Below are 25,385 nucleotides of genomic sequence, written 5' to 3'. Positions count from 1 at the left end.
GTTAATGATCTGCAAATGTAAAGTTTTCTTTTCTTAAAATTCACTTAAAAAAAGGGTTCAAAAAAAAGAGCCCCGGAATTAAAACCCGGGACTCTTTTTTATCTAAAATATCATTGAAATAATCTTATTTTTCTACTTTCATCGTTCCGAACATGATTCTCCAGTGACCCGGGAAAGTACAGACAAAAGGATAGTTTCCGACCTTGTCAGGAGCAGTAAACTTAAGTCTGTAAGTCTGATCAGGATTAACCAGCGGAGTAGAGAAAAGTACTTCAGGAATATCCGGAACGTAGTTCTTTTCAGCTCCTTTTTCGTCAGTGATCATTTTATCAGCTGCCAGACCTATTTTCTCCATGCTTTTCTGAGCACCGATCACCAGGTTATGCTGCATCGCATCAGGGTTTTCAAAAACGATTTCAACGGCTGCACCGGCTTTCACTTTGAACTCCTTCAGGTCAAATTTCATCGCTTCTCTGACTGCCTTGATTTTAATGACCTGCACGTTCGGATCCACTTTATCAGCAGAAATTACTTTCCAGGCTCTCAAGACCCTTTCCAGCCTGTCGCTTCCAGAGTAATTCAGGGTCTGCAGATAAGCCAGGTCCTGAGGAGTCAGCTTCACTTCTTTCCTGTAATTGATTCCTTCTGAAATGGCTTTGTAAACCATATTTCTGTCTTCAGTAGTCATTTTCTGAGCGTTTTTGATCAGCACTACGATCTGGTCAGGTGTATTCGCAGACGAATAACTTCTGATAGCACGGTGCAAAGCAAAGTCAGAAAGACTGCTTGGAGCGGCGAATGTCAGTTTTTTCGAGAAATAGTTATTTTTCTTGTTTGACTCGTTCACAAAGTTCTCCACATCCACGTTGAATGTAAAGGTGTATACACCCGGGATATCTGTGCTGAAGCCCATAGGACTTGTCCACGGTCCGTTTTTACGGTTAACCAAAGTCACGGTTTCTCCAGCCGGCACACCGTCAAGGAATTCGCGGGTGGCGTATTCCTCCAGGATTCCGTTGCCTTCCACTCTTATGTTAACCGTTACATTGGTCCCTTTTTCAACGGCTACACTCCCCTGGTTGGCCAGTTCGATTTTAAAACCTGTTCTTTCTCTTACACCCGGATTAGGGTTATCGAAACGGATATCTTTGATCACAAGGTCAATTGAATTAGGCTGTACCTCCGCTACTTTCGCCGTAGCACCTGTACCCGCAGTTCCGTGATTCATGGCAGCATGGTCATGGGCAGCCGCTGTTTTTGGCTGGGTAGCTGCTTTCTTCACTTTACCATCCAGAAGCCCTTTCATCAGCTTTCCTTTATTGGCTGTCAAAACACAGGCAAATGCATCAGGTAACCAACGGTCAGAAGATTCCTTTGCTTTCTGAAGTCTGCTCAGGATGGCTGCTTCTGCCACAGGGGTCAGCGGAGATTTCGAAAGTACCAGCAGGGTATTCAAAACCACCAATGGCTCTGCATCATTCAACAGGTCGTTTTTCAGGATAAACTGAACCGACTCGGCAGTTTCAGGCAGAATCTGCACGGCGTTTTTACGCACCTCGGCAGAAGGGTGTTTGATGACGTTGTTAAGCACAGCAGGCGTAACCGCATTCAGGCCTTTCAAAGTCCACAGAGCGTGAATAACCCCTGTGTTTAATCCGATTTCATCCACAGATTTATCTTTGGTGATTTCAACCAGCTGAGGTACCACGTCTGTTTTGCCTCTTTCCACCAATAGTCTCTGGGCATTTGACCTCCAGAACATATTGGTATTTTTAAGATTAGCTACCAATTCGGCAGGGCGGTCAGCAGACAAACTCACAGGCTGATAAGCCGGAGCTTCTTTCCACGAAACCCTGTAGATCCTTCCTCTTGTAAAATCTCTCAGGTTGGTTTCATAGGCATTACCAGGGCCGTTACCGAATCCTTTCGGTGTAGGGTTATGCTGGATAATGTAACTGTACCAGTCAGCTACCCAAACGGCTCCGTCCGGGCCGGTTTCGGCAAATACCGGGGAGAACCACTCATCAGCACCGGCCATCAGGTTAAAGCCTTCCACATCGTTATAATCCGTACCGTTTTTGGTCATGACGTTCTGGTGCAGGATGTGTCCCGTAGGCTCCGCCACAAAGGCAATTTTGTTCCAGTATTTTTTAGGGAATGCCCTGGCGGTATAGAAATTATGTCCGGCGGCGGCCGTAAATCCTCCGAAAACGTCTACCTGTCTTACTTTTTCGGTAATAGGCTTCATGTCTTTATGAGAATCCGTGCTGCGGCTACCGTTGTCAATATTATTGGCAGAATTGAAGTACCTGTGAGGGATCGGCATGTACCAGCCGTGTGAGTTGTTGGCGGTTGACCCGAACACATCATTGCTTTCATTGAAAGCCATTCCCCAGGTATTGTTGGAAGTAGTGGTCATCCATTCTACTTTGCTTCCGTCAGGTTTGAATCTGAAGAGAGCCTGCCCGAACTTAAGCGTGTCAGCCGTACCTACTTTACCTACAAATCCCGAATAGCCTACACTACCCCAGATCCAGTTGTCAAATCCGTAATGCAAATTGGAAGGCCCGGCATGGGTATCATACGTTCCGAAACCTGAAAACAAGGTCTTCTTCACATCAGCCTTATCGTCCCCATCGGTATCTTTGATAAACAGCATATGAGGAGCCTGCGACACAATCAGACCGCCGTTAGAGAACACCATACCCGTAGGAATGCTCAGTCCGTCAGCAAATTTTGTAAATTTATCAGCCTTTCCGTCTCCGTTGGTATCTTCACACAAAAGGATATAATCACTACCTCCGGTTTCTTTTCTTTCGTTGGGATAATCTCTGGTAATCAGTACGTAAAGACGTCCTTTTTCATCCCAGGTCATAGCGATCGGGTGCATCACATTCGGTTCGGCAGCAAATAACTCAAGGTTAAAATCAACCGGCACCTGTATGTGCTTCATCGACTCTTCAGGAGTCAGCGGCAATTGCTGCAGCTGCACACCCGGTCTTTGCTCATAATTCGGCAATTTCGCTTCTTTAAAAGCAAACGGCTGAGGATTCAGGGCCTGATGGGCCTTTTGTGCCTCTTCATCTACCGCCCAGATGATACCTCTGTAAATCAGCTCTTGAAAATCAGGGTTCTTCCAGGTTCTTTCATCATGTCCGTAAGCCGTATAGAAAACCTTGCCTTTCCCATGGGTTCTTGTCCAGGTATAAGGTTCTGTTTTTTGATTTGGCTTATCTTTGAACTGGTCAGGTTTGATCTCACGAACAGCCAGCACGTTGTTGTCGTCCTGTAATTTGTCATGAAGATACGTTTCGTCATACGCCGTAAAAGGCTTCAGCCCCTGCATAATCGGGTGATTAGGCTGTACGGTATTGGTCCTGATCGAATCCATGGTGTGACGCCAGAACTGGCCACCCACCATCTTCACATATTCAGGTGAATTACGGAAACAATAGGAAGCACAGTGAATCGGAAGCAATCCTTTTCCTGAAGCGACATAGTCTACCAATGCTTTTTCAGCTTCCGGGGTGATTTCGTCCCAGTTGGCATAAATCATCAACGCGTCAAACTTGGCCAGATTCTTTGGATTGATGTCTTCCAGTTTATCTGTGTAGGTGAAGTTGACCCCTCTGCTTCCCAGTGCCGCCATGATGGTCGGTACCCTTTCAACAGGTTTGTGGTGTCCTTTGTCACCCAGAAACAAAATCTCCAGTCTGCGACCTTTCTGAGCGAATGCCGTCGTTACGGCAAACAAGGTCAGGAATAAGATTATTTTTTTCATTTTTAATTATTTACGGGAGCTTATATATTTTTGAAATCTGGTAAAAACTTGATCTTGCCACCATCCAGGGCCGATTCGTGGGCCAGGATACCTACCGAAGTCCAGTTGGCCGACTGGGCAGCATTCGGGAACGGATCGCGGTCTTCCACCAAAGCCATCACAAACTCATTGACCAGGTGCGGGTGTGAACCGCCATGACCTGCTCCCTGCGTAAAGCTGAGGTGTGTATTGTCATCTTCATCATAAACGCCTTTGGTGGTAAAGCCCTGGATTTCTGCCGGTAAATAATGAGCAAAATCAGGCACAGTTACTTTCTCAGGGATTTCATGCTCTTCTTTCTTCGCCGTATGAATCACCGCCTGCTCTCCTTCAATCAGAGGCCATTCGAATGATTTTTTAGAACCGTATACTTCAAAGCTTTCACGGTACTGACGGGCAGTATCAAAAAGCGAACGGTAAACATAAGCACTCAGGTCACTGTCTTTGAACTTGATATGAGCTGACTCAACCGCAAAAGGAGAATTATGGATTTTAGCCAGGTCTTCGCTGATCGTACCCGAACCGAAACATGAAACATATTCGGCATCCAGTCTTAATAAACCGGCAACCGGCCCGACACAGTGCGTAGCATAGTGCATCGGAGGCAAACCAGGCCAGTAATCAGGCCATCCCTCCATATCCTGCTGGTGAGAGGCTTTCAGGAATTGCACCTTGCCCAGCTCACCTTTTTCATATAACTCCTTGACAAACAAAAACTCACGGGCATACACCACAGTTTCCATCATCATGTATTTCTTGCCTGTTTCCTGTGTAGCCTTTACAATAGCCATACAATCTTCAACAGAAGTTGCCATAGGAACAGTACATGCCACGTGTTTGCCTGCATAAAGGGCCTTAAGACTCTGCTCAGCATGATTTGGGATCGGAGAGTTGATATGTACTGCATCAATCTCAGGATCTTTCAATAATTCATCATAATCAGAATAGCGTTTTTCTATTCCGAAAGCATCTCCGATCTGGTTGAGTTTCTCAACATTTCTCTGGCAGATGGCATACATATTGGTATGAGGATGACGCAGATAAATAGGAATAAATTCTGCTCCGAAACCAAGACCTACAATGGCAATATTTATTTTCTTCATGATTATTTTGTTGTTATATTTTTCAGGTAGTTTAAACTGTCTCTCATTAATTGCTCTTCCGATTCAAACATCTTTCTCCAGATATTAGCGGCAGTAAGTTTCATGCTGAAAGCCTCAATACTGAGCATTCCGTCATAACCGATGGCATCAAGGGCCTTGACGATCTCCGGGAAACTGGTATGTCCTTGACCCAGCGTCGCCCGGTCATTTTCAGACAGCTGCACATGTATCAGCGTATCTCCGCATTTCTTAATAGCTTCCGGCATACTTTTCTCTTCGATGTTCGCATGAAAAGTATCGAACATCACTTTGCAATTCGGCCTGTCCACTTCGCTCACAAACCTCAGCATATCGTCGGTACAGGTAAACAGGTAACTTTCAAATCTGTTCAGGTATTCCAGTCCGAGGGTAATATCCAGGGTGGCGGCATAATCTGCCAGCTGGCGGATGTGGTCCAGGGCCCAGCCCCACTCTTCTTCGGTGGCCGGCTTACCGGTAAACACACCCAGGGCAGAATGATAAGGCCCGGTGAGAAATTTGGAACCTAAAACGGCAGCACAGTCCAAAGCCCTTTTGTTCTGGGCCAGAGTAGCGATCCGCATCAAAGGGTCCTGGCTGATGGCATTGAAGTTAGGTCCGTTGATCGTCACGGCCACCCTTTCCAATCCCAGTTCATCCAGTTTCTTTCTCCAGCTTTTCCAGTTTTCTGTTTTAACATCAAAAAGAGGGACTTCCACCCCGTCAAATCCTATTTCCTTTATCTTTTCGAGAACCGGGAAAAGGGATTCATCAATTTCAGTGCCCCACAGGAGCAGATTCATTCCAAATTTCATATGTATTATTTCCGGAGATTTTTCATCAATACAAAATTATCTAAAAATAGTGCTACTAACTTCCTTTGTCTTTTCCAATACTGACTTTATTTTGACAATATTTTTTATTTTTATCGTATATTTGGGCAAAATAAAACAATATGAGAGTTGTTATAGAAAAGAACATTGAAAGCTCTACCGCTTCTTTTTCTGTCATTGAACTGAAAGAGCCTCATTTTGACCCCAACTGGCACTTTCATCCTCATTATCAAATATTTACGGTACTTGAAGGCGTCGGAACAAGGCTGATCGGCGACAGCATTCAGCATTTCGAACCGGGAGATACGGTATTTCTGGGTCCCGATCTTCCACACCTGTGGCGTAGCGACAAAGCATATTTTGAGCCATACTCTCAGCTATTTACGCACGGTATTGTGATTTATTTTACGGAAGATTTCCTGGGAGAAGGATTTTTCCAGAAATCTGAAATGTTTTCTCTCAAGTCCCTGCTCCATAAAAGCATGCGGGGAATCCAGTATAAAAATGAGGTCAAAGAGCACCTTATCGGAGAAATAAAAATCCTGACCCGCTTAAAAGGGTTTGAAAAAGTACTCAGGTTTCTCAATTTGCTCCACTACTTGTCTCATGCGGATGATTTCGACTACATCACCGGTGTCAATTACACCAATACCCACAAGGTATCAGAGACCGAAAGGATGCAGAAAGTCAATGAGTATGTTCTGAAACATTTCCGGGAAGAAATCCGCCTGTCTGAGATTTCGGATATGGTCAACATGTCGGAATCTGCTTTCTGCAGGTATTTTAAGAACAGGACCAATAAAACATTTTCGGAGTTTGTAAGTGAAATCAGGATAGGGAATGTCTGCAAAATACTTTCCAAAGAAAAAGTGACGGTTTCGCAGGCCTGTTATGAAAGCGGATTTAACACCCTCTCTAATTTCAATAAGCAATTCAGGGAAATCACCGGCAAAACACCCCGCGATTACCAGAAAGAGTTTTTCACCATCAGGAAGGTCTGAAGCCTTTTTTAAAGAATTAAAAAGAAAATCAGTTCTGTCGCAGCTTTCTGACACCGAAAAAGACCTTTTTTTGTACAATCCGGCATCTTTTAAAGACTTATCCGGATCTTTTTCCTGCATTCGCCCCAACAAATGCAGGTGCCTGTAGCTTGTAAAAAATAATTTCCCTAAATTCGCAAGCATTAAACTCTAACCCAAAGTATGTCCGAATTTTTCGCTTTCCTTCAGCTCGGTTATCAGCACATAACCGATCTCGGAGGGTATGATCACATTTTATTCATTATTGCCCTTTGTGCTATTTACAACCCTCAAAACTGGAAGAAGATCCTTATCCTGGTTACTTTTTTCACGATTGGCCACTCCATTACGCTGGCATTAGCCGCACTCAACGTCATCCAGTTCAGCTCCGCGTTCATAGAATTCCTGATACCCATTACCATCCTGGTTACCTGTTTCACCAATTTTGCCCACAAAATGCCTAAGAACATTTTTGACAAGGAGCAATCATTGTGGACGAGGTACCTGATCACCACAGTTTTCGGGCTGATACACGGTATGGGCTTTTCTAATTACCTCAGAAGTCTTTTAGGGAAATCCAGCAACATCGTGCCTCAGCTGCTGGCGTTCAACATCGGACTGGAATTAGGACAGATCATCATTGTAATTTTGTTCATGATCCTTACCTTTATTACAGTAAGCCTTTTCAAAGTACACAAAAGGACCTGGAACCTCATCGTATCAGGATTTGTGGCAGGTATGACTTTTACTTTACTTCTTGAGAAATGGTATTTTTAACATCAAACAAACCAAACTATTCGTTATGAGAAAACTGTTACTGCTTTTTGCCATTTTCTGCACATTGGGTGCACAGGCACAGCAAGGGGCTAATTACAATGCCAACACGCGGTTTGAGCAAATGGGCTCAGAATTACCCACCCCCAACACCTACAGATCTGCTTCAGGTGCCCCCGGAAGAGATTACTGGCAACAAAAAGCCGATTACGACATCAAAGTGGAGCTGGATGACGTCAACCAGCGACTGACCGGAAGCGAAAAAGTTACTTATTTCAACAATTCCCCGGATGAACTGAGATACCTGTGGCTTCAGCTGGACCAGAACCTTTTCAACGAAAACTCGGCCAGCAACCAGATGCGTTCCAGCTCTATCAATACGGAGCGAGGCCTAAGTACAACGGCTGTTAAAGGCATCCTGGGAAAAACCCCGAAGGACTTCGGGTTCAAAATAACGCTTGTAAAAGACCTGACCGGCAAAGACCTGGTGTATACCATCAACGGGACGATGATGCGTATCGACCTGCCTGTACCGCTTCAGAAAGGCCAGTCTTTCAGCTTTAAACTGGACTGGAACTTCAATATCGTCGATGCCAACGAGCAAAGAGCCAGAAGCGGCTATGAGTTTTTCCCGAAAGACGGTAACTATCTTTATGAAATCGCCCAATGGTTTCCACGTCTTTGCGTATATGATGATGTAAACGGATGGCAGCACAAGCAGTTTTTAGGCCAGGGCGAATTCACCCTGGTATTCGGTGATTATAAAGTTGAAATCACTGCCCCTAATGACATGGTGGTAGGTGCTACCGGCGAACTGCAGAATGCCAAACTTGTTTTATCAGCCTCCCAGCAAAAAAGACTGAAAGAAGCAGAAACCTCCAAGACACCTGTGGTGATCGTCAACCAGGACGAAGCTGCGGCAGCTGAGAAAGGTAAACCAAGCGGTAAAAAAACCTGGATTTACCATGCTAAAAATGTAAGAGATTTCGCCTTTGCAGCTTCCCGTAAATTTATCTGGGATGCCATGCAGGTGGATGTGGAAGGCAAGAAAGTCTGGGCTATGTCATTGTACCCGAAAGAAGCAAATCCGCTTTGGGGACAATACTCTACCAGGGTAGTTGCCCATACTTTGGTGAGTTACTCTAAAAGAAGTGTAGCCTATCCTTATCCGGTTGCCTATTCTGTTCACGGCCCGGTAGGCGGAATGGAATATCCGATGATGAGCTTTAACGGGGCCCGTCCTCAGGAAGACGGCACTTATTCCGAAGGCACTAAAAACTTCCTTATCCTGGTAGTCATTCACGAAGTCGGCCATAATTTCTTCCCGATGATCGTCAACTCCGACGAACGTCAGTGGAGCTGGATGGATGAGGGCCTCAATTCATTCCTTGAAGGACTTGCCTGTCTTGAATGGGACAGAAACTTCCCTGCCACCGGTATTGAGCCACAGTACATCACCCAGTATATGAAAACAGAGCCTTCAAAGCAAAACGCCATCATGAGCAGCTCTGACAATATCCTTCCGGGCACATTCGGCCCTAACGCCTATTCCAAGCCTGCCACAGGCCTTAATATCCTGAGAGAAACCATCATGGGCCGCGAGCTTTTTGATTATGCCTTCAAGGAATATTCCAGGAGATGGGCATTTAAACACCCGACACCTGCCGATTTCTTCCGTACGATGGAAGATGCTTCCGGTGTAGACCTTGACTGGTTCTGGAAGGGTTGGTTCTATGGTGTGGAAGCCGCAGATCAGTCTATTGCACAGGTGGAATGGTACGCTGTTGACTCTCAGGATCCTGAAATCAACAAAGCCCAGCTAAGAGCCGAGGCTGCTGCCAAAAAGAAAACCATGAGCAATATCCGCAATGAAAAAGACATTCCTAAGTCAGTCGTGGAAGCGGATTCAAGCATGCGTGATTTCTATAACTCCTACGATCCTTTTGAAGTTACAGACACCGATAAAAATAAGTACAACACTTACCTGAAATCACTGACGGAAGATGAAAGAAAGCTGGTTCAGGAAGGTAAAAACTATTATACCATCAGTTTGAAAAACAAAGGCGGCCTGGTGATGCCGGTGATCATCCAGCTTCAATATGAAGACGGCACCACAGAAGACCTGAGATATCCGGTTGAGATATGGAGACTGAACGACAAGGACTTCAAGAAGACGATTGCCACCACTAAAAAAGTGAAGAAATTCAAGCTTGACCCTTATTTTGAAATACCGGACATTGATACTTCAGATAACGTTTTCCCGAGAGAACCTGAACAACCCACCAAATTCCAGTTATTCAAACAAAACCAGGCTCCTTCGCCTACCAACCCGATGAGAGAGGCTCAGAAGAACAAACCTGCCTCTACCGGTTCAAGCGGAAGAAACTAATTATCACCAAGCATTCAGAAAACAGGGAATATTTTATATTTCCTGTTTTTTTTATATTTATTGTCCATTTTGGTGTGACTTTTAACAAGTTGTTTCGTCTTAATTATTCGAGATAAGTTTATCATCGTTATGACAAAAGCAAAATGGCAACTAATTTGAAATCTAGCGTGTATGCCTTAATCCGATGTCCCGGCTTTTCCCAAAGCTAAATCCAGCAACCTTACCTATGATTGTTTAAACCAAAAAAGCTCTGTATTGGAAATATCCAATTCAGAGCTTTTGCTTTATGGCCTATACTGAAATGATAGTTCAGGAATAAAGTAACAAAAAAAGGTCCGGGCTGTGAGCCCGGACCTTCCATATATCATCTGTGAATTATTTACCCGCGTTAATCAGATCGGCAAGGATTCTCTGGGACTCAATCAGAAGAACATCTTCATCTTCTTTCCCGTCTTTACCGTTCGATTTGCTTATTTTTTTCAAAGACTTTCTCTTCTGTTCTGTTTCTTCTTTCTCTTTTTTCCTTATTTCATAATTAAGAGAATAAACATTTTTGTCTTTCATGCTTTTGTAATCGTCAAGATCAGAAACCAGCTCTTTAAGATCCTCATCTGTTTTAAGCCTGCTTTCATATTTGGCTTTGATCTTATTGACTAATTTATCACTGATGTCGTTTACTTTTACAAAATTGGATTTCTCTACCTCATCATAAGGAAGTGCAGTCGGCTGAGAACTTTCACCCATTTCGTCAGGACTGAACGGAGAAGGAAGGTTGATATCAGGCACCACACCTTTACGCTGGGTGCTGTTTCCGGTGATTCTGTAAAACTTCTCGGTAGTCAGTTTCAACTGCCCGTAACGCTCTTTCTCTTCAAATCCCACACCCGGCTTTTTAACTTCTCCACGTGAAGCCGTTCTCGGAGCCAGAAGAAACTGGTCAAGGTCTACCAATTGCTGTACAGTACCTTTTCCGAAAGACTGCTCTCCGACGATCAGCCCTCTCTTATAATCCTGGATAGCTCCGGCAAAGATCTCAGAAGCAGAAGCACTGAACCTGTTCTGAAGGATCAGTAAGGGTCCGTCATAAGAGATGTCCTTGTCTATATCATTTTCAACATCCACCTTGCCTCTTCCGGTGCGGCGTTGAACCACCGGACCTTCGGAAATAAACAAGCCGGTCAGCGTAATCGCTTCAGTCAGCGAACCACCACCATTGTTTCTGAGGTCAATCACTACCCCATCCACTCCTTTGGCTTTATAATCCGCCAGGAAGCGTTTCACGTCCTTGGTAGTACTCTGGAAATCTCCGCCTTTTCTGGCATCTTCAAAGTCACGATAGAACATCGGGATATCGATCACACCCAGCTTATAGTCTTTTTTGTCGTATTTAAAGTCAATGACTTTTGAAGTAGCTACCGCTTCTTCCAGTTTGATTTTTTCACGCTCCAGTCTGATGACCTTAGGCTCTGAACCTGTAGGGGCATCGCCGGCCAGTATTTTCAGTCTTACCACGGTTCCTTTTTTACCTCTGATCAGTTTTACCGCATCGTCGGTCAGCCACCCGATGATATCCTGAAACTCTCCGTCATCACCCTGTGCTACAGCTACAATGTTATCATTTTTGCTGGCCAGTCCGCTTCTGAACAACGGCCCACCCGGAATCACCTCTGCAATCATGACATAATCTCCTTCATTTCTCAGTGAGGCACCGATCCCTTCCAGTGACTGGCTCATGTCAATATTGAACTGGGCAGCAGTACTTGGGATCATGTATGAAGTATGAGGATCAATCACCTCGGTAAAAGCGTTCATGTAGATCTGGAACACATCATCCGCTCTCCACTTCGATACCCTTGATTCATACATATCGTAGCGTTTTTTCAAAGTCGAAACAATGGCACTGTCCGTGCTTCCGCTCAGTTTCATACCCAGGGCCTGGCTCAGAATGATCTTGCTCCAGACATTGTCCAGCTCAGCTTCAGATTTAGCCCAGGGAGCCTTCGTCCTGTTTACCTCATAAGTCTCATTGGTATTAAAATTCAGAGGCTTATCAAGATAGGCTTTGATAAAATCGTGGCGTTTTTTATACTTCTTCCTGTAAAGGTTAAAAACCTCGAAAGGAGCTCCCAGTTCACCGGTAAGCAAAGCCTCATCCACCGTGTAACGGTATTTTTCAAATGAAGCGATTTCTTTATCCGTAAAATAAGCATGAGAGCCATCCACATCCGTCAGAAACTTATCCCAGACCTTGGAAGAAAGGGAATCATCTATGCTGAATTTTTTATAATGGTAGTTACTCAGAAACTGGGTAACAAACTGCTCCACTTTTTGTTCGGTCTGATTGGGTGTCAAATCTGCATAACCATACTTAGGCTGAGTATTTTGGGCAATATTTTCAAACCAGCTTACCGAAAAGGCCAAAAACAAGAACAAAAACGTCTTTTTCATAATCTCTAAATAAATGGTTAGTTGACACTTCGGAGTATTTTTATAAGTATAACCCCTGAATGGTCAGATTTATTTTATAATATCGAGCAATTCGACATCAAATATTAAAACTTGGTTAGGTCCTATCGACGGAGGCCCCTGTGGTCCGTAGGCCAGATCAGCAGGTACGAAAAACTGCCATTTTGAACCTACAGGCATCAGCTGAAGTCCTTCGATCCAACCCGGAATCACCTGGTCTACTCCAAAACTGGCCGGCTCGCCCCTGTTCACAGAACTATCAAAAACCGTACCGTCTATCAGATAACCGTGATAGTGTACTTTCACCTTGTCCGTCGCTGAAGGCTTGGCTCCTGTTCCGGCGGTAAGGATCTTATACTGAAGTCCGCTTTCTGTGGTTACAATGCCTGGTTTTACTTTATTGGCGGCAAGATACGCCTCTCCTGTTTTCTTATTCGTTTCAGCCTTTCTCATGTATTCGTTCTGAAAATAGCTCTGGATATAAGTATTGGCCGACTCTGACGTAATTAGCGTTTTAGAATTGCTCAGTAAATCCTTTATGGCCTGTGCCAGCAAGTCTGCGTTGGCGTTAACTTTCTGAGCTTTAAGATTTTCCCCGACATTCAGTCCTATTGCGTAGCTGAGTGAATCAATTGAATTCTTTAATTTGACTTGTGCCATCGACACCTGAGAACCGATAAGTAATAAAAAAAGCAACACTGCTGCCGAGAATGATTTCATGTTTATTATTTTAAATTTTGATTTTTTAGGTGCAATAACGTCAACAATATAAAAATAACATAATATATTTTGTTTTTTTAACAATATTATTAACAATTCAAACGTCTGTTTTCTGGTATAGTTTTTGAATAATTCAACAAACATCTAATTAAAATAATTTCAAATGATCAAATCGCTAATAAATTTACCCATAGCCTTTGCACAATCTTTATTCTCCCGTTTTCAGAAAATTCTACAGTGGTTTACGATAAAATTAAAGCAACCTGCCCACTCAGCTACCCTTTCTGTAAGAGGATTGGTTTATAGCAGTTTAGTAGCTTTGGCGGTTTTCACGGCCTTTTTTATAGCCGGCCCGGCTGAACTCGCTTCCCGCTCAAACACGGCACTTTCCGGCCAGATAGCCGGTATAGCTTTTGCGGGAATGATTTTCTGCCTGTTTGTTTTGCCGCTGGCCTTAAAGGGTTTTTATGATGAACACGAATGGACTGTCGGCAAGCAGATTATCCAGAATCTCCTGATCGTTTTGCTCACCGGCGGAGCCATCATTTTCTTCCTTAACCTTTCCAGGCCTGGTGCCGCCACTTTGCTGGCGGGCGTTCTTCTGATCAGCGTTCTGCCCATCCTCATATTATCATTTTCACTGGAAACGTTTTTCAGCCGGAAATTTGAGACCAATGCAGCTTCTATCATGAACAGCATTTCCGGTCAGGGTGTGGTAAGTGCAGAAAACCCTTTGAACGTCCTGGTTTTCAAAACAGGAAATGAAAAGCTAAGCCTGGTGCCTAACCAGCTGATTTATGTAAAAACCGGGGAAAATCAGAGTGAATTCTTTTATCAGAACTTTTTCGGGGTTGAAAGCACCGTGTTGCCGGTCAGCGAAAAACTGGTCAACGAAGAATTGAAAAGCCATCCTCAGTTCAAAAAGTTTCATCCTGAATACTTTGTCAACATCAACGGCATTAAAAATGTAAGCGGAACAGCCAGGGGTTACGAAATCGGCATTGCCAAAGTAAATCACGTGGTGAAAGTTTCGCGGAAATATAAAAAAGGACTTGAACAACTATAACAAAGCAAAATGCCGGAGATCAAAAGTTGATTTCCGGCATTTTATATTTCAGAATACTTTCATCCATTTATGCTGGTATTTCATCACCAGCTCGATAACGTCCCTTACGACGCCCTTACCTCCCATCACCTCAGAACGGTACTGACAAACCTCGTGCACTTCCTGTACGGCATCTTTCGGACAGGCAGCCAGTACCCGGCGTTGCGACATGATCAGATAATCCGGGATATCATCTCCCAGGAAAAGGATTTCCTCTGCTGAAAGCTCGTTCTTAAGCAGGTAGTCATCAAAAACACCCAGTTTCTGGTCGGTTCCCACATTCAGAAAAACATCACTGATACCAAGGCCATTAAGCCTTGTGGCAATGCTCTTTTGTTTTCCTCCGGAAATCACGGCAATCCTGTACCCGCTTTTAATAGCCATCTGAACGGCATAACCATCTCTCACATTGAAAACCCGTTGCACATCGTCTGCTCCCACCAGCAGGGTAGCATCCGTAAATACGCCGTCAACATCAAAAATAAAAGTGGTGATTTTTTCAAGACTTGCCTTTAACTTAATTTCCATACTAAAACTGAGTTGGTTATAATGTATTCTTCTGATCTGAAATTTACCGGGTGCAAACCCACGGGCAAAGATACCTATTATTTACAAAATTCAGGGTCACAGCGGATATACTTCCTTCTATTAATGATTTTATAAAATACAAAAGAGGACAGAAAATTAACTTTTCTGCCCTCTCCGGATATATGATACGAAGGTTTATTGCCTTCCTTTGTTCAGCTCATCCTGCCATTGCTTCAGCTCATCCCATTTGCCGTCTCTGGCCAGTTCAGCCTGTGCAGGCCAGGTGGTCGGATCATGCATCTGGAATCTCGAACCGGCTTGCTCCAGTATGCTCCTGAGTTTTTCGACAGAGGTATCTGCCAGCTCTGCAAACGTATAAATTCCGGCAGTATGGCAAAGTTCTTCAATTTTCGGCCCGATCCCCTCAACAATCTTAAGGTCGTCTTTTTTAGCCGGTTTAGGTTTTGTAGCGGCGATTTTCGCAACGGGAACTTTAGGAATTACCGTTTCCACTACCGATTCCTGGATATTGACTTCAACCGGTTTATTTATTTTAGATTTACGGCAGGCATCCAGTTCTCCTTCCAGGAAGTTGATCCTGTCCTGCAGGTCAATGACATGGGCTTTATAACGGCTGACTTTGTTCCAAAGCCACCAGGCCATCAGTAAAAACGGGATTAACCAAAATAGAAAAATATCCAGGGGGAAATTAGTGAAAAGGCATTTTAAATTCTCCATCATTGAAAATCATTATGAGGTTTTGGTTTACTTTATTTTATGAGTCTTAAAGTTACTCTTCTGTTTTTTGCTTTATTCTCAGGAGTAGTATTCTCAGCAATCGGATCTGCCTCACCTTTGGCGGTGACATCAATCTGTCCGTCTTTGAACCCTCCTTTGATCAGAATACCCTTTACCGAATCGGCACGTCTGCCCGACAATTTCAGGTTCAGTTCATCAGAACCGTCTGAGTCGGAATATCCGGTAGCCATCAGTTTTTCGCCGGGATTCTTTTCGAGGTATTTTTTCGCAGTAGTCAGAAATGTATCTATCTCGGCTGTACGTACGATGTTGGTACTGGCCACATTAAAATAGATATCAATCGGAGTAAAGAGCAGTTGCTCCTCAGGAGTCAGGACCTCTTCAGTGGTATCAACGGGGGCTGGCGGGGGAACTACGGCCTTGATGGTATCCGCAGAAATGGTATGTTCTGCCACTACTTCAATGCCTGAACATTCGGGTTTACGATAACAATTCCAGCACCAGCTATAAAGAAGAGACCAAATAAAAATCAGGGCGAAAAGAGTGAATCTGTTCATGGTAGACTTAAGGTTTCTGATTTTCTCATATCAAAATTATTATGCAAATAAAAACAATTATTTATATCCACAAGAATTTTGACTCAAGATTAACAAAAAAGTCACTTAAGCTACCAAAAATTTTTATCTGTTCATGGTCAGCAGAAACTCTTCGTTGGTCCTGGTGCCTTTCATTTTATCCAGTAAGAATTCCATGGTTTCCATAGGATTCATATCGGCCATGTACTTTCTCAGCAACCAGACCCTGTGCAGTTCGTCTTTTTCCATGAGCAGGTCCTCACGTCTTGTTCCTGAAGCTAATATATCAATAGATGGGAAAACTCTTTTGTTGGCCAGACGTCTGTCCAGCTGAAGCTCCATGTTACCTGTACCTTTAAATTCTTCAAAAATAACTTCGTCCATTTTTGAACCGGTATCGATCAGGGCGGTGGCTACGATGGTCAGTGAGCCTCCGTTTTCAATTTTACGGGCTGCACCAAAGAAACGTTTCGGTTTGTGAAGGGCATTGGCATCCACACCACCGGAAAGTATTTTACCTGAAGAAGGCATAACGGTGTTGTAAGCCCTGGCCAGACGGGTGATCGAATCGAGCAGAATAACCACATCATGACCTGATTCAACCAGTCTTTTGGCTTTTTCAAGCACCATACCCGACACTTTCACGTGTTTTTCAGCGGTCTCATCAAAAGTCGAGGAAATTACTTCAGCCCTTACACTCCTTTGCATATCTGTCACCTCTTCAGGACGTTCGTCGATCAGGAGGATAATCAGGTAAACTTCGGGGTGGTTACGGGTGATGGCATTGGCAATTTCTTTAAGCAGAACCGTTTTACCGGTTTTAGGCTGGGCCACGATCATACCCCTTTGTCCTTTTCCGATCGGAGCGAACAGGTCAAGAACCCTGGTAGACATGATTTCAGGCTTGGTGCTCAATTTCAGTCTTTCCTGCGGGAACAACGGTGTTAAATATTCAAAAGGAATACGGTCTCTGATTTCCTCAGTGGTTTTGCCGTTGACAGAAAGTACTTTAAGCAGGGCAAAATATTTTTCTCCTTCTTTCGGAGGTCTGATAGAGCCTTTTACGGTATCCCCTGTTTTAAGCCCGAACAGTTTAATCTGTGAAGGTGAAACGTAGATATCGTCCGGACTCGCCAGGTAGTTATAATCTGCAGAACGCATAAAACCATAGCTTCCTTCGCTCATGATTTCAAGCACACCTTCATTTTCGATCAATCCGTCAAACTCTTTTACGAGTGTATTGAACTGTTTTTTGATGCTTCTGCTGTAATCTTCTTTTCTTTTTGTTTCTGCCGTATCTTCTCTTGTCGCTCCGAAATCGTCCGCAATCAGACCAAGGTCTTCGTCGGTGATGTCCGGGATTTCTTCTTCAAGATCAGATAAATCAATTTCTTCGTCGTTAACGACAATCCCTATAGAATCTTCAAAATCAGGGGTCTGGAAGTCTTCCGTTTCAACCGGGGCTTCCATCCTGGGCATTGGTCTTGACTGTACTTTCGGTGATTCGGGGGCAGGTGAGTCTGAATCAAAACCTCCACCGGGTCTGTTGATTCTTTTTCTGGTACGTTGTGGTTTATCTTCTGTAACGCTTGAAGGTAAATGGCTGCTTTCGTTTGATTCTGTTGGCATTTCTTCTTTAGTTTCGGTGTTGTTTTGTGGATTTTCGGATTGCTTATCTATAATCTTCTGAAGTAAGTCTTTTTTAGTAAGGCCTTTATCAACCTCAATGCCCAGCTCGCCACAAATAGATTTCAACTCAGAAAGGAGTTTAATCTTTAAATCTTCTTGGTTATACATAAATAAATTAATAATGATAATATTTCTGTTATGAAAACAAAACGGTAGGTTTCGGGAACTTATAAATCCTGACAGAATAATCTGCAATCAAAGACATAGAACGTTTAATAAGATTGTTTTGATTAAATGACTAAATCGGCGTTGCCTTTGATTAGGAAGAAATCTAAGAGGCGATTTTTATTTTCGATGCAAGTTTATAATTAAAAAAAACAAAACGCAAAAAAAAACCAAAAAATATTTCAAATCTCCCCTTCAAATACTTTTTCTGCAGGACCGATAAGGAAAATATCGCTAAAGCTGTGAATTCCAGTTGGTTTAAAGCTTACTTTAAGACTGCCTCCCAGGGTGGTAATGCTGACAGGAGACGAATGTCCATATTTGACATGTGCATCCAGTGCAGCAGCCGTAACACCGGTTCCGCAGGAGAACGTTTCATCCTCTACCCCTCTCTCATACGTTCTTACGATCAGGCCGTCGTCTACCGGCTCTACAAAATTAACGTTAGTCCCACCCCGTTTTACCCATTCTTCTGCATATCTTATACGACTGCCTTCTTCTTTTACATTGAAATTGCGGACATCCTCGACAAACTGTATATAATGAGGTGAGCCGGTATTCAGAAAATCATATTCAGGGGTTACCTCCACACCGTTTACGTCCATCATGCGGAGATGGATCAGTCCGTTTTCAATACTCGCCTGGTGCGGTCCGTCAACAGCTATAAAGAGTGTTTCGTTATCAAATATATTCAAGTCGCTGGCAAACTTCACGGCACACCTTCCGCCATTCCCGCACATACTGCCTTCGTTACCGTCGGCGTTGAAGTAAACCATTTTAAAATCAAAGCCTTCTGCATTTTCAATCAGGATGAGCCCGTCTGCTCCGATGCCAAACCTGCGATCACACAATGAGCCCACTCTTTGCTGAGAAGCCTCAAAGCTGCCGTCACGGTTATCGATCATCACAAAATCATTTCCCGTACCCTGATATTTATAAAATTTCTGCATTGGCTCAACCTGATTTTTAAAACACAAAATTAACTTAAATCGGTAACAAAAAAAAGTCATCTCAGAGAGATGACCTTTTCTACACAAATTATGAAAAAGCTATTACTTATATTCTTTAAAGTATTGCTACTTATTTTTTCAATTCTTTAATTCTGGCAGCTTTACCATGCTTGCCTCTCAGATAATAAAGTTTCGCACGACGCACTTTACCTCTTCTCAAAACTTCAATTTTTTCGATACTTGGTGACAAGATAGGAAAAATTCTTTCAACTCCAATACCATTTGATATTTTTCTTACGGTAAAAGTTTCACCGGTTGAGTTTCCGTTTTTTCTCTGAATCACAACACCTTGAAACAACTGAATACGCTCTTTAGTTCCTTCAACGATCTTTACGTGTACATTTACTGTATCACCGGCCTTGAATTCAGGAATGCTGGTACGCTTGCCATCAAACTCTGATTCTACAAATTTAATTAAGTCCATTTTTTAAATTAATTCTTGATTACCAAACTTTTTAAAATAATATTCCCAAAGCGGCTACATTTAAGGCTAAATGCAGCATTTGCCGAAATAGGGTGCAAATATAACTTTTAATTTATTTATTTCAAAGTTAATCTGACAATCTTCTCAGAACTAATCTATTCTGGATTTAAATTTAGTGATTTTTTTTAAAATCCAAAAGACCAGCCTGTTTTTTGAAAGTTTTTTTTCACCTCAACATTTTAACTAAAATCTTCGTTATTTATTGCTCTAAAAAAAGAGTAACAGGCTCTTAACAAACCTGTTACTCCGTTCTGTAAAAACACTTTTAACGCCCAGTTCTTATTTGTTTTCAGGCAAAAGTACAATCCTGATAAAGTCCTGGTTTTTCAGATACTTATTGGCTGTCGACTTGGTGCTTTCCACTGAAATTTTATTGATCAGTTTTTCCTGGTTTGGAATTTCCCTGACGTCTTCGTTCAGCTGATAGCTGCTTACGATCTGGCTCAGCCAGAAGTCATTGTTTTTAAGCCCCTCCTGGACGTCCAGTTTTTCTTCGGCTTTGAACTTTTCAATATCCGACTGAGCAGCTCCTTCTTTTTTGATTTTCTCTATTTCTCTCAGCGTCACATTGACCAGTTTTTCCACATTGGCAGGCGAACATCCGAATGTGATCCTGAACTGGTATCTCGGTGAAGGCACTTTGTTGGAAGAGCCCGATACGCTCGGCGAGTAAACACCGCTTTCTTCTTCTCTCAGTTTTTCGATGAGTTTAATGCTCAGGATATCTCCCAGGGCACTGATGTTGGCGTCTTCCTCATTGGAAGGCACATAGGTACCTGCAAAAGTAAGGCTCACCAGGGCTTTGTCTTCGGTTCCTTTTTTAACCGTTTTGGTGATGACTCCGGCAGGCGGGTACATACCCAGGTCTTTGTAATTTTCCTTTGTGTTTTTTGAAGGCAGAGTTCCCAGGTACTTGGCCAGCAGAGGCTTGATCTGGTCAACTTTGAAATTACCGACAAACGTGAAAGTAAAATCTGAAGCATCAGCAAAACGGTCATTGAAAATTTTGATGGCCTTGTCAGGATTTACCTTATCGATTCTCTCAGCCGTCATCGGGGTGGCCCTGTATTTGCTGCCTCCCAGAATATACTGAAGGGTGTCTCTGAATACTTTTTCAGGTGTCGGGGTTTTGTTCATGCTGGCGATGAAGTCTCTCTGATTGGTCATAAACCCTTTAACGGCCTGCGGATCCACCTTGCTTTTTGTAAAACGGGCATTGATCATCTGCAAAGCCGTTTCGAAGTCTTTTACCGATGAACTTCCAGCCACACCCTCGCTGTTAGGCGAAATAAAGCTGCTCACCTGTGCGATTTTCCCTGTCATGAATTTAGGCAGTTGAGTGGCACTGAAATTACCCAGTCCGCTTACTTCAGCCACTGCCGACGCAAAGCTCGCGTTTTCGAAGTCTTCATCAGAATATAATGAAGTACCTCCCCAGCTGGTCCCTCTGAATTTGATCTCGTCATTTTTAAAGTCGGTCGGTTTCAAGACCACTTTCAGGCCGTTATCAAACACCAGTTCTGTCACACCTACTTCCGGAATTGATTTCTCAGAAGTGATCTTACCCACCGCTTTGATCGGCTCAATCAGAGGTTTGTCAATCGCTTCATCTACATAAGCCTCTACTTTTGAACCTGTATTATCCAGCCATTCTTTCAGTTTAGCCTCAGAAGGCAACTTATCTTTATCTTTTTCCGGGGCAATCAGGGCCAGTACACGGTTTTCCTTCGTAATCATCTTGTTAACCAGGGCATTGACTTCTTCCAGCGTGATGCCTGACAAATATTGCTTTACAAACTCGAGGTCATACCCGATGTCTGTCATGACCACGTCGTTCAGGAAGCAGCTTACCAGCTCCTGGGTATAGGCTTCTGAATTGGTTTTATCTTTTTCGTTGAATTGCTTCTCCACACCGGTAATGAACTGAACTTTAGCCCTACCCAACTCTGAAGCCGTGAATCCGAATTTTCTGGCTCTTTCGTTTTCATCCAGCACCGCCTTCAGGGCCTTTTCAACGTCCCCGTTTTTAGCGACGGCAAACACGGTGAGGGCATCAAGGTTGCCTAAAAATCCGCTGTAACTGCTGGCTCCGTACTGGTAAGGCGGATCCGCTTTTTGCAGAAGCTCCTGCAGACGCTGACCGATCATCGCATTAAACAGGTTAACCATGATCTGGTTTCTGCGGTCTGTACCGGTTACTTCTTTTTTCTCCGGCTGCAGATAATATAACTGTACAATATGATAAGGCTGCTCTTTGTCTGTAATGACGATGGCTTCTGTTCCACCTTTCAACGGCACACTGAACTGTACTCTTTCCTTTGCTTTTTTAGGGGCTGGGATATCACCGAAATATTTTTTGATCAGGTTTTCAACCACAGCCGGATCGAAGTCTCCCACAGCCACAACTGCCTGAAGGTCCGGGCGATACCAGTCCTGGTAGAATTGCTTGATGGTCTGATAAGAACTTTTGGCAATGATAGAATCAACGCCTATCGGTAATCTTTTGGCATATAATGAACCTCTGAAGATCACAGGCAATAGTTTCTCGCGGATCCTTGAGCTGGCTCCTTTGCCAAGACGGGACTCTTCCAGCACCACACCTCTTTCCTTGTCTATTTCGGTAGGGTCAAAAGTGGCTTTGTTTGCCCAGTCGGAAAGGACCAGGAAATATTTTTCGAACAGGGCCATCGTATCTGTAGGCACCGGAAGCTGATAGACGGTTTCATCAAAACTGGTATAGGCATTTAAGTCTGCTCCGAATTTCAGACCGCTTTTTTGCAGGAAGTTAACCAGCTCGTTTTTCGGGAAATTTTTAGTTCCGTTAAACTGCATGTGCTCAATAAAGTGAGCAAGGCCCTGCTGATTGTCATTTTCGAGGATAGAACCGGCTTTCACAACTAATTGCAGCTGTGCACGGTTTTTAGGCTCGGTATTTTTCCGGATGTAATACGTCATCCCGTTTTTCAGTTTCCCGGTTTTAACGGCCGGATCCATCGGGAGTTTCTGGCTAAGGTCTGCTTTAGTCTGGGCATAGAGGGGTGTACTGAACAAGACAAGGCTCAGTAGCATCAGATTCAATAACTTTTTCATAGAATCGATTAACATGTTTATTGTGTAAAAAATTGGGACAAAGAAAAGTATTTTTTCCAAAGTATAAGCATTTAACGTTATTAAATTTCACATATTGAAAGTGCCCTTAATAATCTGAACACCCATCGGTAAAAGCCGGATGTTGTTATACTTTGACGCATCAAAACTACGTGTAAAGCCTTTGTTGTGAAAGAAAATGGGATCAACTCCGGCTGATTTGTGAAGAACTGTGCGATCAGAGGGAGTAAGTAACTTTGGAGCAGGGACTTAAGCCGTATATTTTATACTCTGCTAAGAATTCATATTAAATAAATCAGGAAACAGCATAAAATTCTAAGAAAATAAACTTTTTAATTATATTTGGATTACTATTGAGACAATAAAACCAAATTAAAGAATAATTTTCTATGAATGGTGTAGATCCGGTTGACTTGAAAATACTTAAGCTCCTTCAGAAAGACGGGCTAATGACCAATAAAGAGATCGCTGCGGAGCTGAATCTGACTACCACCCCGGTACATGAACGCATCAAACGTCTGAGACGCGACGGCTATATCAATAAATACACCATTGACCTCAATAAGAAAAAACTTAATAAGAACCTCACTGTTTTCTGTAACGTGTCGCTGAAAGAACACGCCCAGGAGTTTCTGACCAAATTTGAGCAGGATGTACAAACGGTCCCTGAGATCGTAGAATGTTATTGCATCTCAGGCGGATCCGACTTCCTGTTAAAAGTCATCGTAGCCGATATCGATGAATACCGCCACTTTATCCTCAACAAACTGGCAGCCTTATCCAACATCGGTAATGCCCAGTCGCATTTTGTGGTTACGGAGGTAAAGCAGTCTACTATCATACCCTGATAAAAAAAATAAAAAGTTCTGTAACAATTTTTAAGATGGTGCATCAAAAGCCAAACTAAAAATAATTACTATGAGAACTTTATTATTGATCATTGCTTTATTCGTCTCTTTATGTATCACCCCGCTTCAGGCACAAACTTCTTTCCGGGTTGAGGTGAAGGGCAAAGGTGACCCTGTGCTGATATTCCCCGGATTTGGCTGCCCTGGTGAGATGTGGGACGAGACCGTTTCGGAATTGTCTAAAACAAACGAATGCCATGTTTTTACATTTGCAGGGTTTGGCGGAGTCCCTCCTGTTGAAAAAGACTGGTTTCTGACGATAAAAAATGAAATCACCGCCTACGTCAAAGACCGTAAACTTAAAAATCCGGCCCTGCTGGGGCACAGCCTCGGCGGCACCCTGAGCCTGTGGCTAGTTTCTTCCGAGCCTGATCTTTTTAAGCGGGCCATTCTTGTTGATGCCCTGCCGGCGTCTGCACAGCTGATGATCCCTAATTACAACGGTGAAAAGATTGCATACGAAAACCCTCAAAGTAAAATGATGCTGAACATGGATGACGCTTCGTTCAGAAAAATGATCGACCAATCTGTAAAATACATGTGCTCAAATGTTGGAAAACAAAAGGTAATAGCGGAATGGATGTACAAAACCGACCGGAAAACCTATGTTTACGGGTATATTGACATGCTGAACCTTGACCTGAGAAAAGACCTGGCAAAAATCAGGGTCCCGGTGTATATCCTGGCGGCTACTTTACCAAGCAAAGAAATGGTCAGCAAGACCTATGCCGACCAGTACAAGACACTGCCCGCAGTAAAGATCCGTTATGCGGACAATGCCTCTCATTTCCTCATGTTTGATCAGCCTCAATGGTTTGTCAGTAATGTAAAAGAAATACTAGCCCAGTGAACAGAAAGAATAAGACAGACGAGTTCAACGAATTATTTGACCGGTATTACGCCAAAGTATTCAGGCTGTGCAGGGGTTATTTCAACGGCAACTCAGCGGTTGCCTCAGACGCTGCACAGGAAGTTTTCCTAAAGGTCTGGGAACACTCGGATTCGTTCAAACAGGAATCGAATGTGAGTACGTGGATATACAGGATCGCTGTAAACACCTGCCTGATGTACCTCAGGAAAGCTTCCACGGTCAGAGAAATCAAAACAGACAAATTCCCTGACCTCCCGGCTGAAACCTACCCGGCAGAGCAGGAAGAAAAATTAAAACTGATGTATGCCTGCATACAAAAGCTTGACGAAACCGGTAAACTCATCATCCTGATGATGCTGGAAGGGGTAAGTTATCCTGAAATTGCCTCAGTAGTAGGCATCAGTGAGGAAAATGTAAGGGTCCGGATCCATCGTATCAAAATTAACCTGACAAAATGTGTTCAACATGAAAGAATTTGAAGATTTACAAAACCTCTGGAACAAACAAGCTGATACCGGGGCTGGTCTCTCATCTGAAGAGATCATTAAAAAAGCAGAAATTACCATTAAAAAAGTGCGTCAGAAGCATTTATGGGCCATCGCCGTACTTTGCACTACTTCGGCCATCCTGATCGCCTATTTTTTCTGGTTCTCTGTTTACAGGCTCCAATTATTTGCCCTGGGACTGGGCATGATGGCCGGCGTTTTATTGCTCCGCTCAGCGGTGGAATGGTGGAGTCATGTCAGAATGGGTAAAATAAATTCGAACCTGACTTTACTGGATTACACCGAAAAGATGCAAAGTTTTTATACCTGGAGAAAAAAAATCCACTTTATTTTCACTCCGATTATATATGTACTTTACTTTTCCGGTTTTGTCATCGCACTTCCTGAACTGGAACCTTATGTTTCCAAAGGAATGTACTGGTACATTATCATCAGCGGGACATTATTTTGTGTGGTTTTTGCCTTTTACATTTTCAGGGAAGCAAAGAAAGAAATCAAAACCCTTGAGTTTCTGAAGGGAGTTAAGTAAAACAGA

At 43.3% G+C, this 25,385-nt stretch carries 20 protein-coding genes; 8 read left to right on the top strand and 12 right to left on the bottom strand.

Going from position 1 to position 25,385, the window contains the following annotated elements; genetic code table 11:
* Positions 1 to 124: 124 nt before the first annotated feature.
* Genes GVN16_RS11115 through GVN16_RS11105 form a run of 3 tightly spaced genes read right to left on the bottom strand, consistent with a single transcriptional unit; the run spans position 125 to position 5,756 of the window.
* Positions 125 to 3,781 carry a PVC-type heme-binding CxxCH protein gene (locus GVN16_RS11115; RefSeq protein ID WP_166563954.1) on the bottom strand — a complete coding sequence of 1,219 codons (3,657 nt, stop codon included), beginning with the start codon at positions 3,779 to 3,781 and terminating at the stop codon, positions 125 to 127.
* A gap of 20 nt (positions 3,782 to 3,801) precedes the next feature.
* The gene (locus tag GVN16_RS11110; RefSeq protein ID WP_166563953.1) at positions 3,802 to 4,923 is read right to left on the bottom strand and encodes a Gfo/Idh/MocA family protein; all 1,122 of its coding nucleotides are present in this window, start codon (positions 4,921 to 4,923) and stop codon (positions 3,802 to 3,804) included.
* A 2-nt stretch (positions 4,924 to 4,925) separates the two neighbouring features.
* Complete coding sequence (locus GVN16_RS11105; RefSeq protein WP_166563952.1) at positions 4,926 to 5,756, bottom strand: sugar phosphate isomerase/epimerase; 831 nt, start codon at positions 5,754 to 5,756, stop codon at positions 4,926 to 4,928.
* A gap of 140 nt (positions 5,757 to 5,896) precedes the next feature.
* Between GVN16_RS11105 and GVN16_RS11100 the strand changes: the two genes are divergently transcribed.
* The 3 genes from GVN16_RS11100 (at position 5,897) to GVN16_RS11090 (ending at position 9,956) form a co-directional block, all read left to right on the top strand.
* Entirely contained in the window at positions 5,897 to 6,775 is an 879-nt protein-coding gene (locus GVN16_RS11100) for an AraC family transcriptional regulator (protein WP_166563951.1), read from the top strand.
* Positions 6,776 to 6,976: 201 nt separating this feature from the next.
* Positions 6,977 to 7,570, top strand: coding sequence for a HupE/UreJ family protein (locus tag GVN16_RS11095; protein WP_166563950.1), 594 nt, complete (start codon positions 6,977 to 6,979; stop codon positions 7,568 to 7,570).
* A gap of 25 nt (positions 7,571 to 7,595) precedes the next feature.
* Positions 7,596 to 9,956, top strand: a complete 2,361-nt coding sequence (locus tag GVN16_RS11090) for a M1 family metallopeptidase (RefSeq protein ID WP_166563949.1) — start codon at positions 7,596 to 7,598, stop codon at positions 9,954 to 9,956.
* Between the two features lie 375 nt (positions 9,957 to 10,331).
* On the opposite strand, the gene GVN16_RS11085 is transcribed toward GVN16_RS11090, so the two are convergent.
* Together GVN16_RS11085 and GVN16_RS11080 are read right to left on the bottom strand one after the other, a co-directional pair.
* On the bottom strand, positions 10,332 to 12,404 hold the full coding sequence (locus tag GVN16_RS11085) for a carboxy terminal-processing peptidase (protein ID WP_166563948.1): 2,073 nt from the start codon (positions 12,402 to 12,404) through the stop codon (positions 10,332 to 10,334).
* A 69-nt stretch (positions 12,405 to 12,473) separates the two neighbouring features.
* Positions 12,474 to 13,142, bottom strand: coding sequence for an FKBP-type peptidyl-prolyl cis-trans isomerase (locus GVN16_RS11080; protein ID WP_305040900.1), 669 nt, complete (start codon positions 13,140 to 13,142; stop codon positions 12,474 to 12,476).
* 163 nt (positions 13,143 to 13,305) lie between these two features.
* Here GVN16_RS11080 and GVN16_RS11075 point away from each other — a divergent pair, with 163 nt between their 5' ends.
* A complete protein-coding gene (locus GVN16_RS11075) occupies positions 13,306 to 14,208 on the top strand; it encodes a hypothetical protein (RefSeq protein ID WP_166563947.1) in 903 nt (300 codons plus the stop codon).
* 48 nt (positions 14,209 to 14,256) lie between these two features.
* Here GVN16_RS11075 and GVN16_RS11070 read toward each other — a convergent pair whose 3' ends face one another.
* The 7 genes from GVN16_RS11070 to GVN16_RS11040 all read right to left on the bottom strand — a co-directional run bounded on the left by GVN16_RS11070 (position 14,257) and on the right by GVN16_RS11040 (position 22,547).
* A complete protein-coding gene (locus GVN16_RS11070; RefSeq protein ID WP_166563946.1) occupies positions 14,257 to 14,775 on the bottom strand; it encodes an HAD family hydrolase in 519 nt (172 codons plus the stop codon).
* A gap of 195 nt (positions 14,776 to 14,970) precedes the next feature.
* Positions 14,971 to 15,438, bottom strand: a complete 468-nt coding sequence (locus tag GVN16_RS11065; protein ID WP_166563945.1) for a hypothetical protein — start codon at positions 15,436 to 15,438, stop codon at positions 14,971 to 14,973.
* Positions 15,439 to 15,545: 107 nt separating this feature from the next.
* Complete coding sequence (locus tag GVN16_RS11060) at positions 15,546 to 16,091, bottom strand: OmpA family protein (RefSeq protein ID WP_166563944.1); 546 nt, start codon at positions 16,089 to 16,091, stop codon at positions 15,546 to 15,548.
* 123 nt (positions 16,092 to 16,214) lie between these two features.
* Positions 16,215 to 17,906, bottom strand: coding sequence for a transcription termination factor Rho (gene rho / locus GVN16_RS11055; RefSeq protein WP_166563943.1), 1,692 nt, complete (start codon positions 17,904 to 17,906; stop codon positions 16,215 to 16,217).
* A gap of 239 nt (positions 17,907 to 18,145) precedes the next feature.
* Complete coding sequence (dapF, locus tag GVN16_RS11050) at positions 18,146 to 18,913, bottom strand: diaminopimelate epimerase (protein ID WP_205748833.1); 768 nt, start codon at positions 18,911 to 18,913, stop codon at positions 18,146 to 18,148.
* A 130-nt stretch (positions 18,914 to 19,043) separates the two neighbouring features.
* Positions 19,044 to 19,397 carry a 50S ribosomal protein L19 gene (rplS, locus tag GVN16_RS11045; protein ID WP_166563941.1) on the bottom strand — a complete coding sequence of 118 codons (354 nt, stop codon included), beginning with the start codon at positions 19,395 to 19,397 and terminating at the stop codon, positions 19,044 to 19,046.
* 339 nt (positions 19,398 to 19,736) lie between these two features.
* Positions 19,737 to 22,547: a pitrilysin family protein gene (locus GVN16_RS11040; RefSeq protein ID WP_166563940.1), complete on the bottom strand. Its 2,811-nt coding sequence runs from the start codon at positions 22,545 to 22,547 to the stop codon at positions 19,737 to 19,739.
* A 407-nt stretch (positions 22,548 to 22,954) separates the two neighbouring features.
* On the opposite strand from GVN16_RS11040, the gene GVN16_RS11035 reads away from it, so the two are divergent.
* The 4 genes from GVN16_RS11035 (at position 22,955) to GVN16_RS11020 (ending at position 25,379) form a co-directional block, all read left to right on the top strand.
* On the top strand, positions 22,955 to 23,413 hold the full coding sequence (locus GVN16_RS11035; protein WP_166563939.1) for an Lrp/AsnC family transcriptional regulator: 459 nt from the start codon (positions 22,955 to 22,957) through the stop codon (positions 23,411 to 23,413).
* 70 nt (positions 23,414 to 23,483) lie between these two features.
* Complete coding sequence (locus GVN16_RS11030) at positions 23,484 to 24,323, top strand: alpha/beta fold hydrolase (RefSeq protein WP_166563938.1); 840 nt, start codon at positions 23,484 to 23,486, stop codon at positions 24,321 to 24,323.
* Positions 24,320 to 24,823: an RNA polymerase sigma factor gene (locus GVN16_RS11025; protein ID WP_166563937.1), complete on the top strand. Its 504-nt coding sequence runs from the start codon at positions 24,320 to 24,322 to the stop codon at positions 24,821 to 24,823. The genes GVN16_RS11030 and GVN16_RS11025 overlap by 4 nt, the downstream gene beginning before the upstream one ends.
* Positions 24,810 to 25,379, top strand: coding sequence for a hypothetical protein (locus tag GVN16_RS11020; RefSeq protein WP_166563936.1), 570 nt, complete (start codon positions 24,810 to 24,812; stop codon positions 25,377 to 25,379). Before GVN16_RS11025 ends, GVN16_RS11020 begins: the two co-directional genes overlap by 14 nt.
* The last annotated feature ends 6 nt before the right edge of the window (positions 25,380 to 25,385 follow it).

The organism is Emticicia sp. CRIBPO, assembly GCF_009905725.1.
GTDB lineage: Bacteria > Bacteroidota > Bacteroidia > Cytophagales > Spirosomataceae > Leadbetterella.
The sequence above is the reverse complement of the archived record's forward strand: the minus strand, read 5'-3'. Positions and strand labels throughout refer to the sequence as shown.

Coding starts and splice junctions, on each gene's coding strand:
- GVN16_RS11115 (WP_166563954.1), bottom strand. CDS start 3,781: ATGAAAAAAATAATCTTATTCCTGACCTTGTTTGCCGTAACGACGGCA.
- GVN16_RS11110 (WP_166563953.1), bottom strand. CDS start 4,923: ATGAAGAAAATAAATATTGCCATTGTAGGTCTTGGTTTCGGAGCAGAA.
- GVN16_RS11105 (WP_166563952.1), bottom strand. CDS start 5,756: ATGAAATTTGGAATGAATCTGCTCCTGTGGGGCACTGAAATTGATGAA.
- GVN16_RS11100 (WP_166563951.1), top strand. CDS start 5,897: ATGAGAGTTGTTATAGAAAAGAACATTGAAAGCTCTACCGCTTCTTTT.
- GVN16_RS11095 (WP_166563950.1), top strand. CDS start 6,977: ATGTCCGAATTTTTCGCTTTCCTTCAGCTCGGTTATCAGCACATAACC.
- GVN16_RS11090 (WP_166563949.1), top strand. CDS start 7,596: ATGAGAAAACTGTTACTGCTTTTTGCCATTTTCTGCACATTGGGTGCA.
- GVN16_RS11085 (WP_166563948.1), bottom strand. CDS start 12,404: ATGAAAAAGACGTTTTTGTTCTTGTTTTTGGCCTTTTCGGTAAGCTGG.
- GVN16_RS11080 (WP_305040900.1), bottom strand. CDS start 13,142: ATGAAATCATTCTCGGCAGCAGTGTTGCTTTTTTTATTACTTATCGGT.
- GVN16_RS11075 (WP_166563947.1), top strand. CDS start 13,306: ATGATCAAATCGCTAATAAATTTACCCATAGCCTTTGCACAATCTTTA.
- GVN16_RS11070 (WP_166563946.1), bottom strand. CDS start 14,775: ATGGAAATTAAGTTAAAGGCAAGTCTTGAAAAAATCACCACTTTTATT.
- GVN16_RS11065 (WP_166563945.1), bottom strand. CDS start 15,438: ATGGCCTGGTGGCTTTGGAACAAAGTCAGCCGTTATAAAGCCCATGTC.
- GVN16_RS11060 (WP_166563944.1), bottom strand. CDS start 16,091: ATGAACAGATTCACTCTTTTCGCCCTGATTTTTATTTGGTCTCTTCTT.
- rho (WP_166563943.1), bottom strand. CDS start 17,906: ATGTATAACCAAGAAGATTTAAAGATTAAACTCCTTTCTGAGTTGAAA.
- dapF (WP_205748833.1), bottom strand. CDS start 18,913: ATGCAGAAATTTTATAAATATCAGGGTACGGGAAATGATTTTGTGATG.
- rplS (WP_166563941.1), bottom strand. CDS start 19,397: ATGGACTTAATTAAATTTGTAGAATCAGAGTTTGATGGCAAGCGTACC.
- GVN16_RS11040 (WP_166563940.1), bottom strand. CDS start 22,547: ATGAAAAAGTTATTGAATCTGATGCTACTGAGCCTTGTCTTGTTCAGT.
- GVN16_RS11035 (WP_166563939.1), top strand. CDS start 22,955: ATGAATGGTGTAGATCCGGTTGACTTGAAAATACTTAAGCTCCTTCAG.
- GVN16_RS11030 (WP_166563938.1), top strand. CDS start 23,484: ATGAGAACTTTATTATTGATCATTGCTTTATTCGTCTCTTTATGTATC.
- GVN16_RS11020 (WP_166563936.1), top strand. CDS start 24,810: ATGAAAGAATTTGAAGATTTACAAAACCTCTGGAACAAACAAGCTGAT.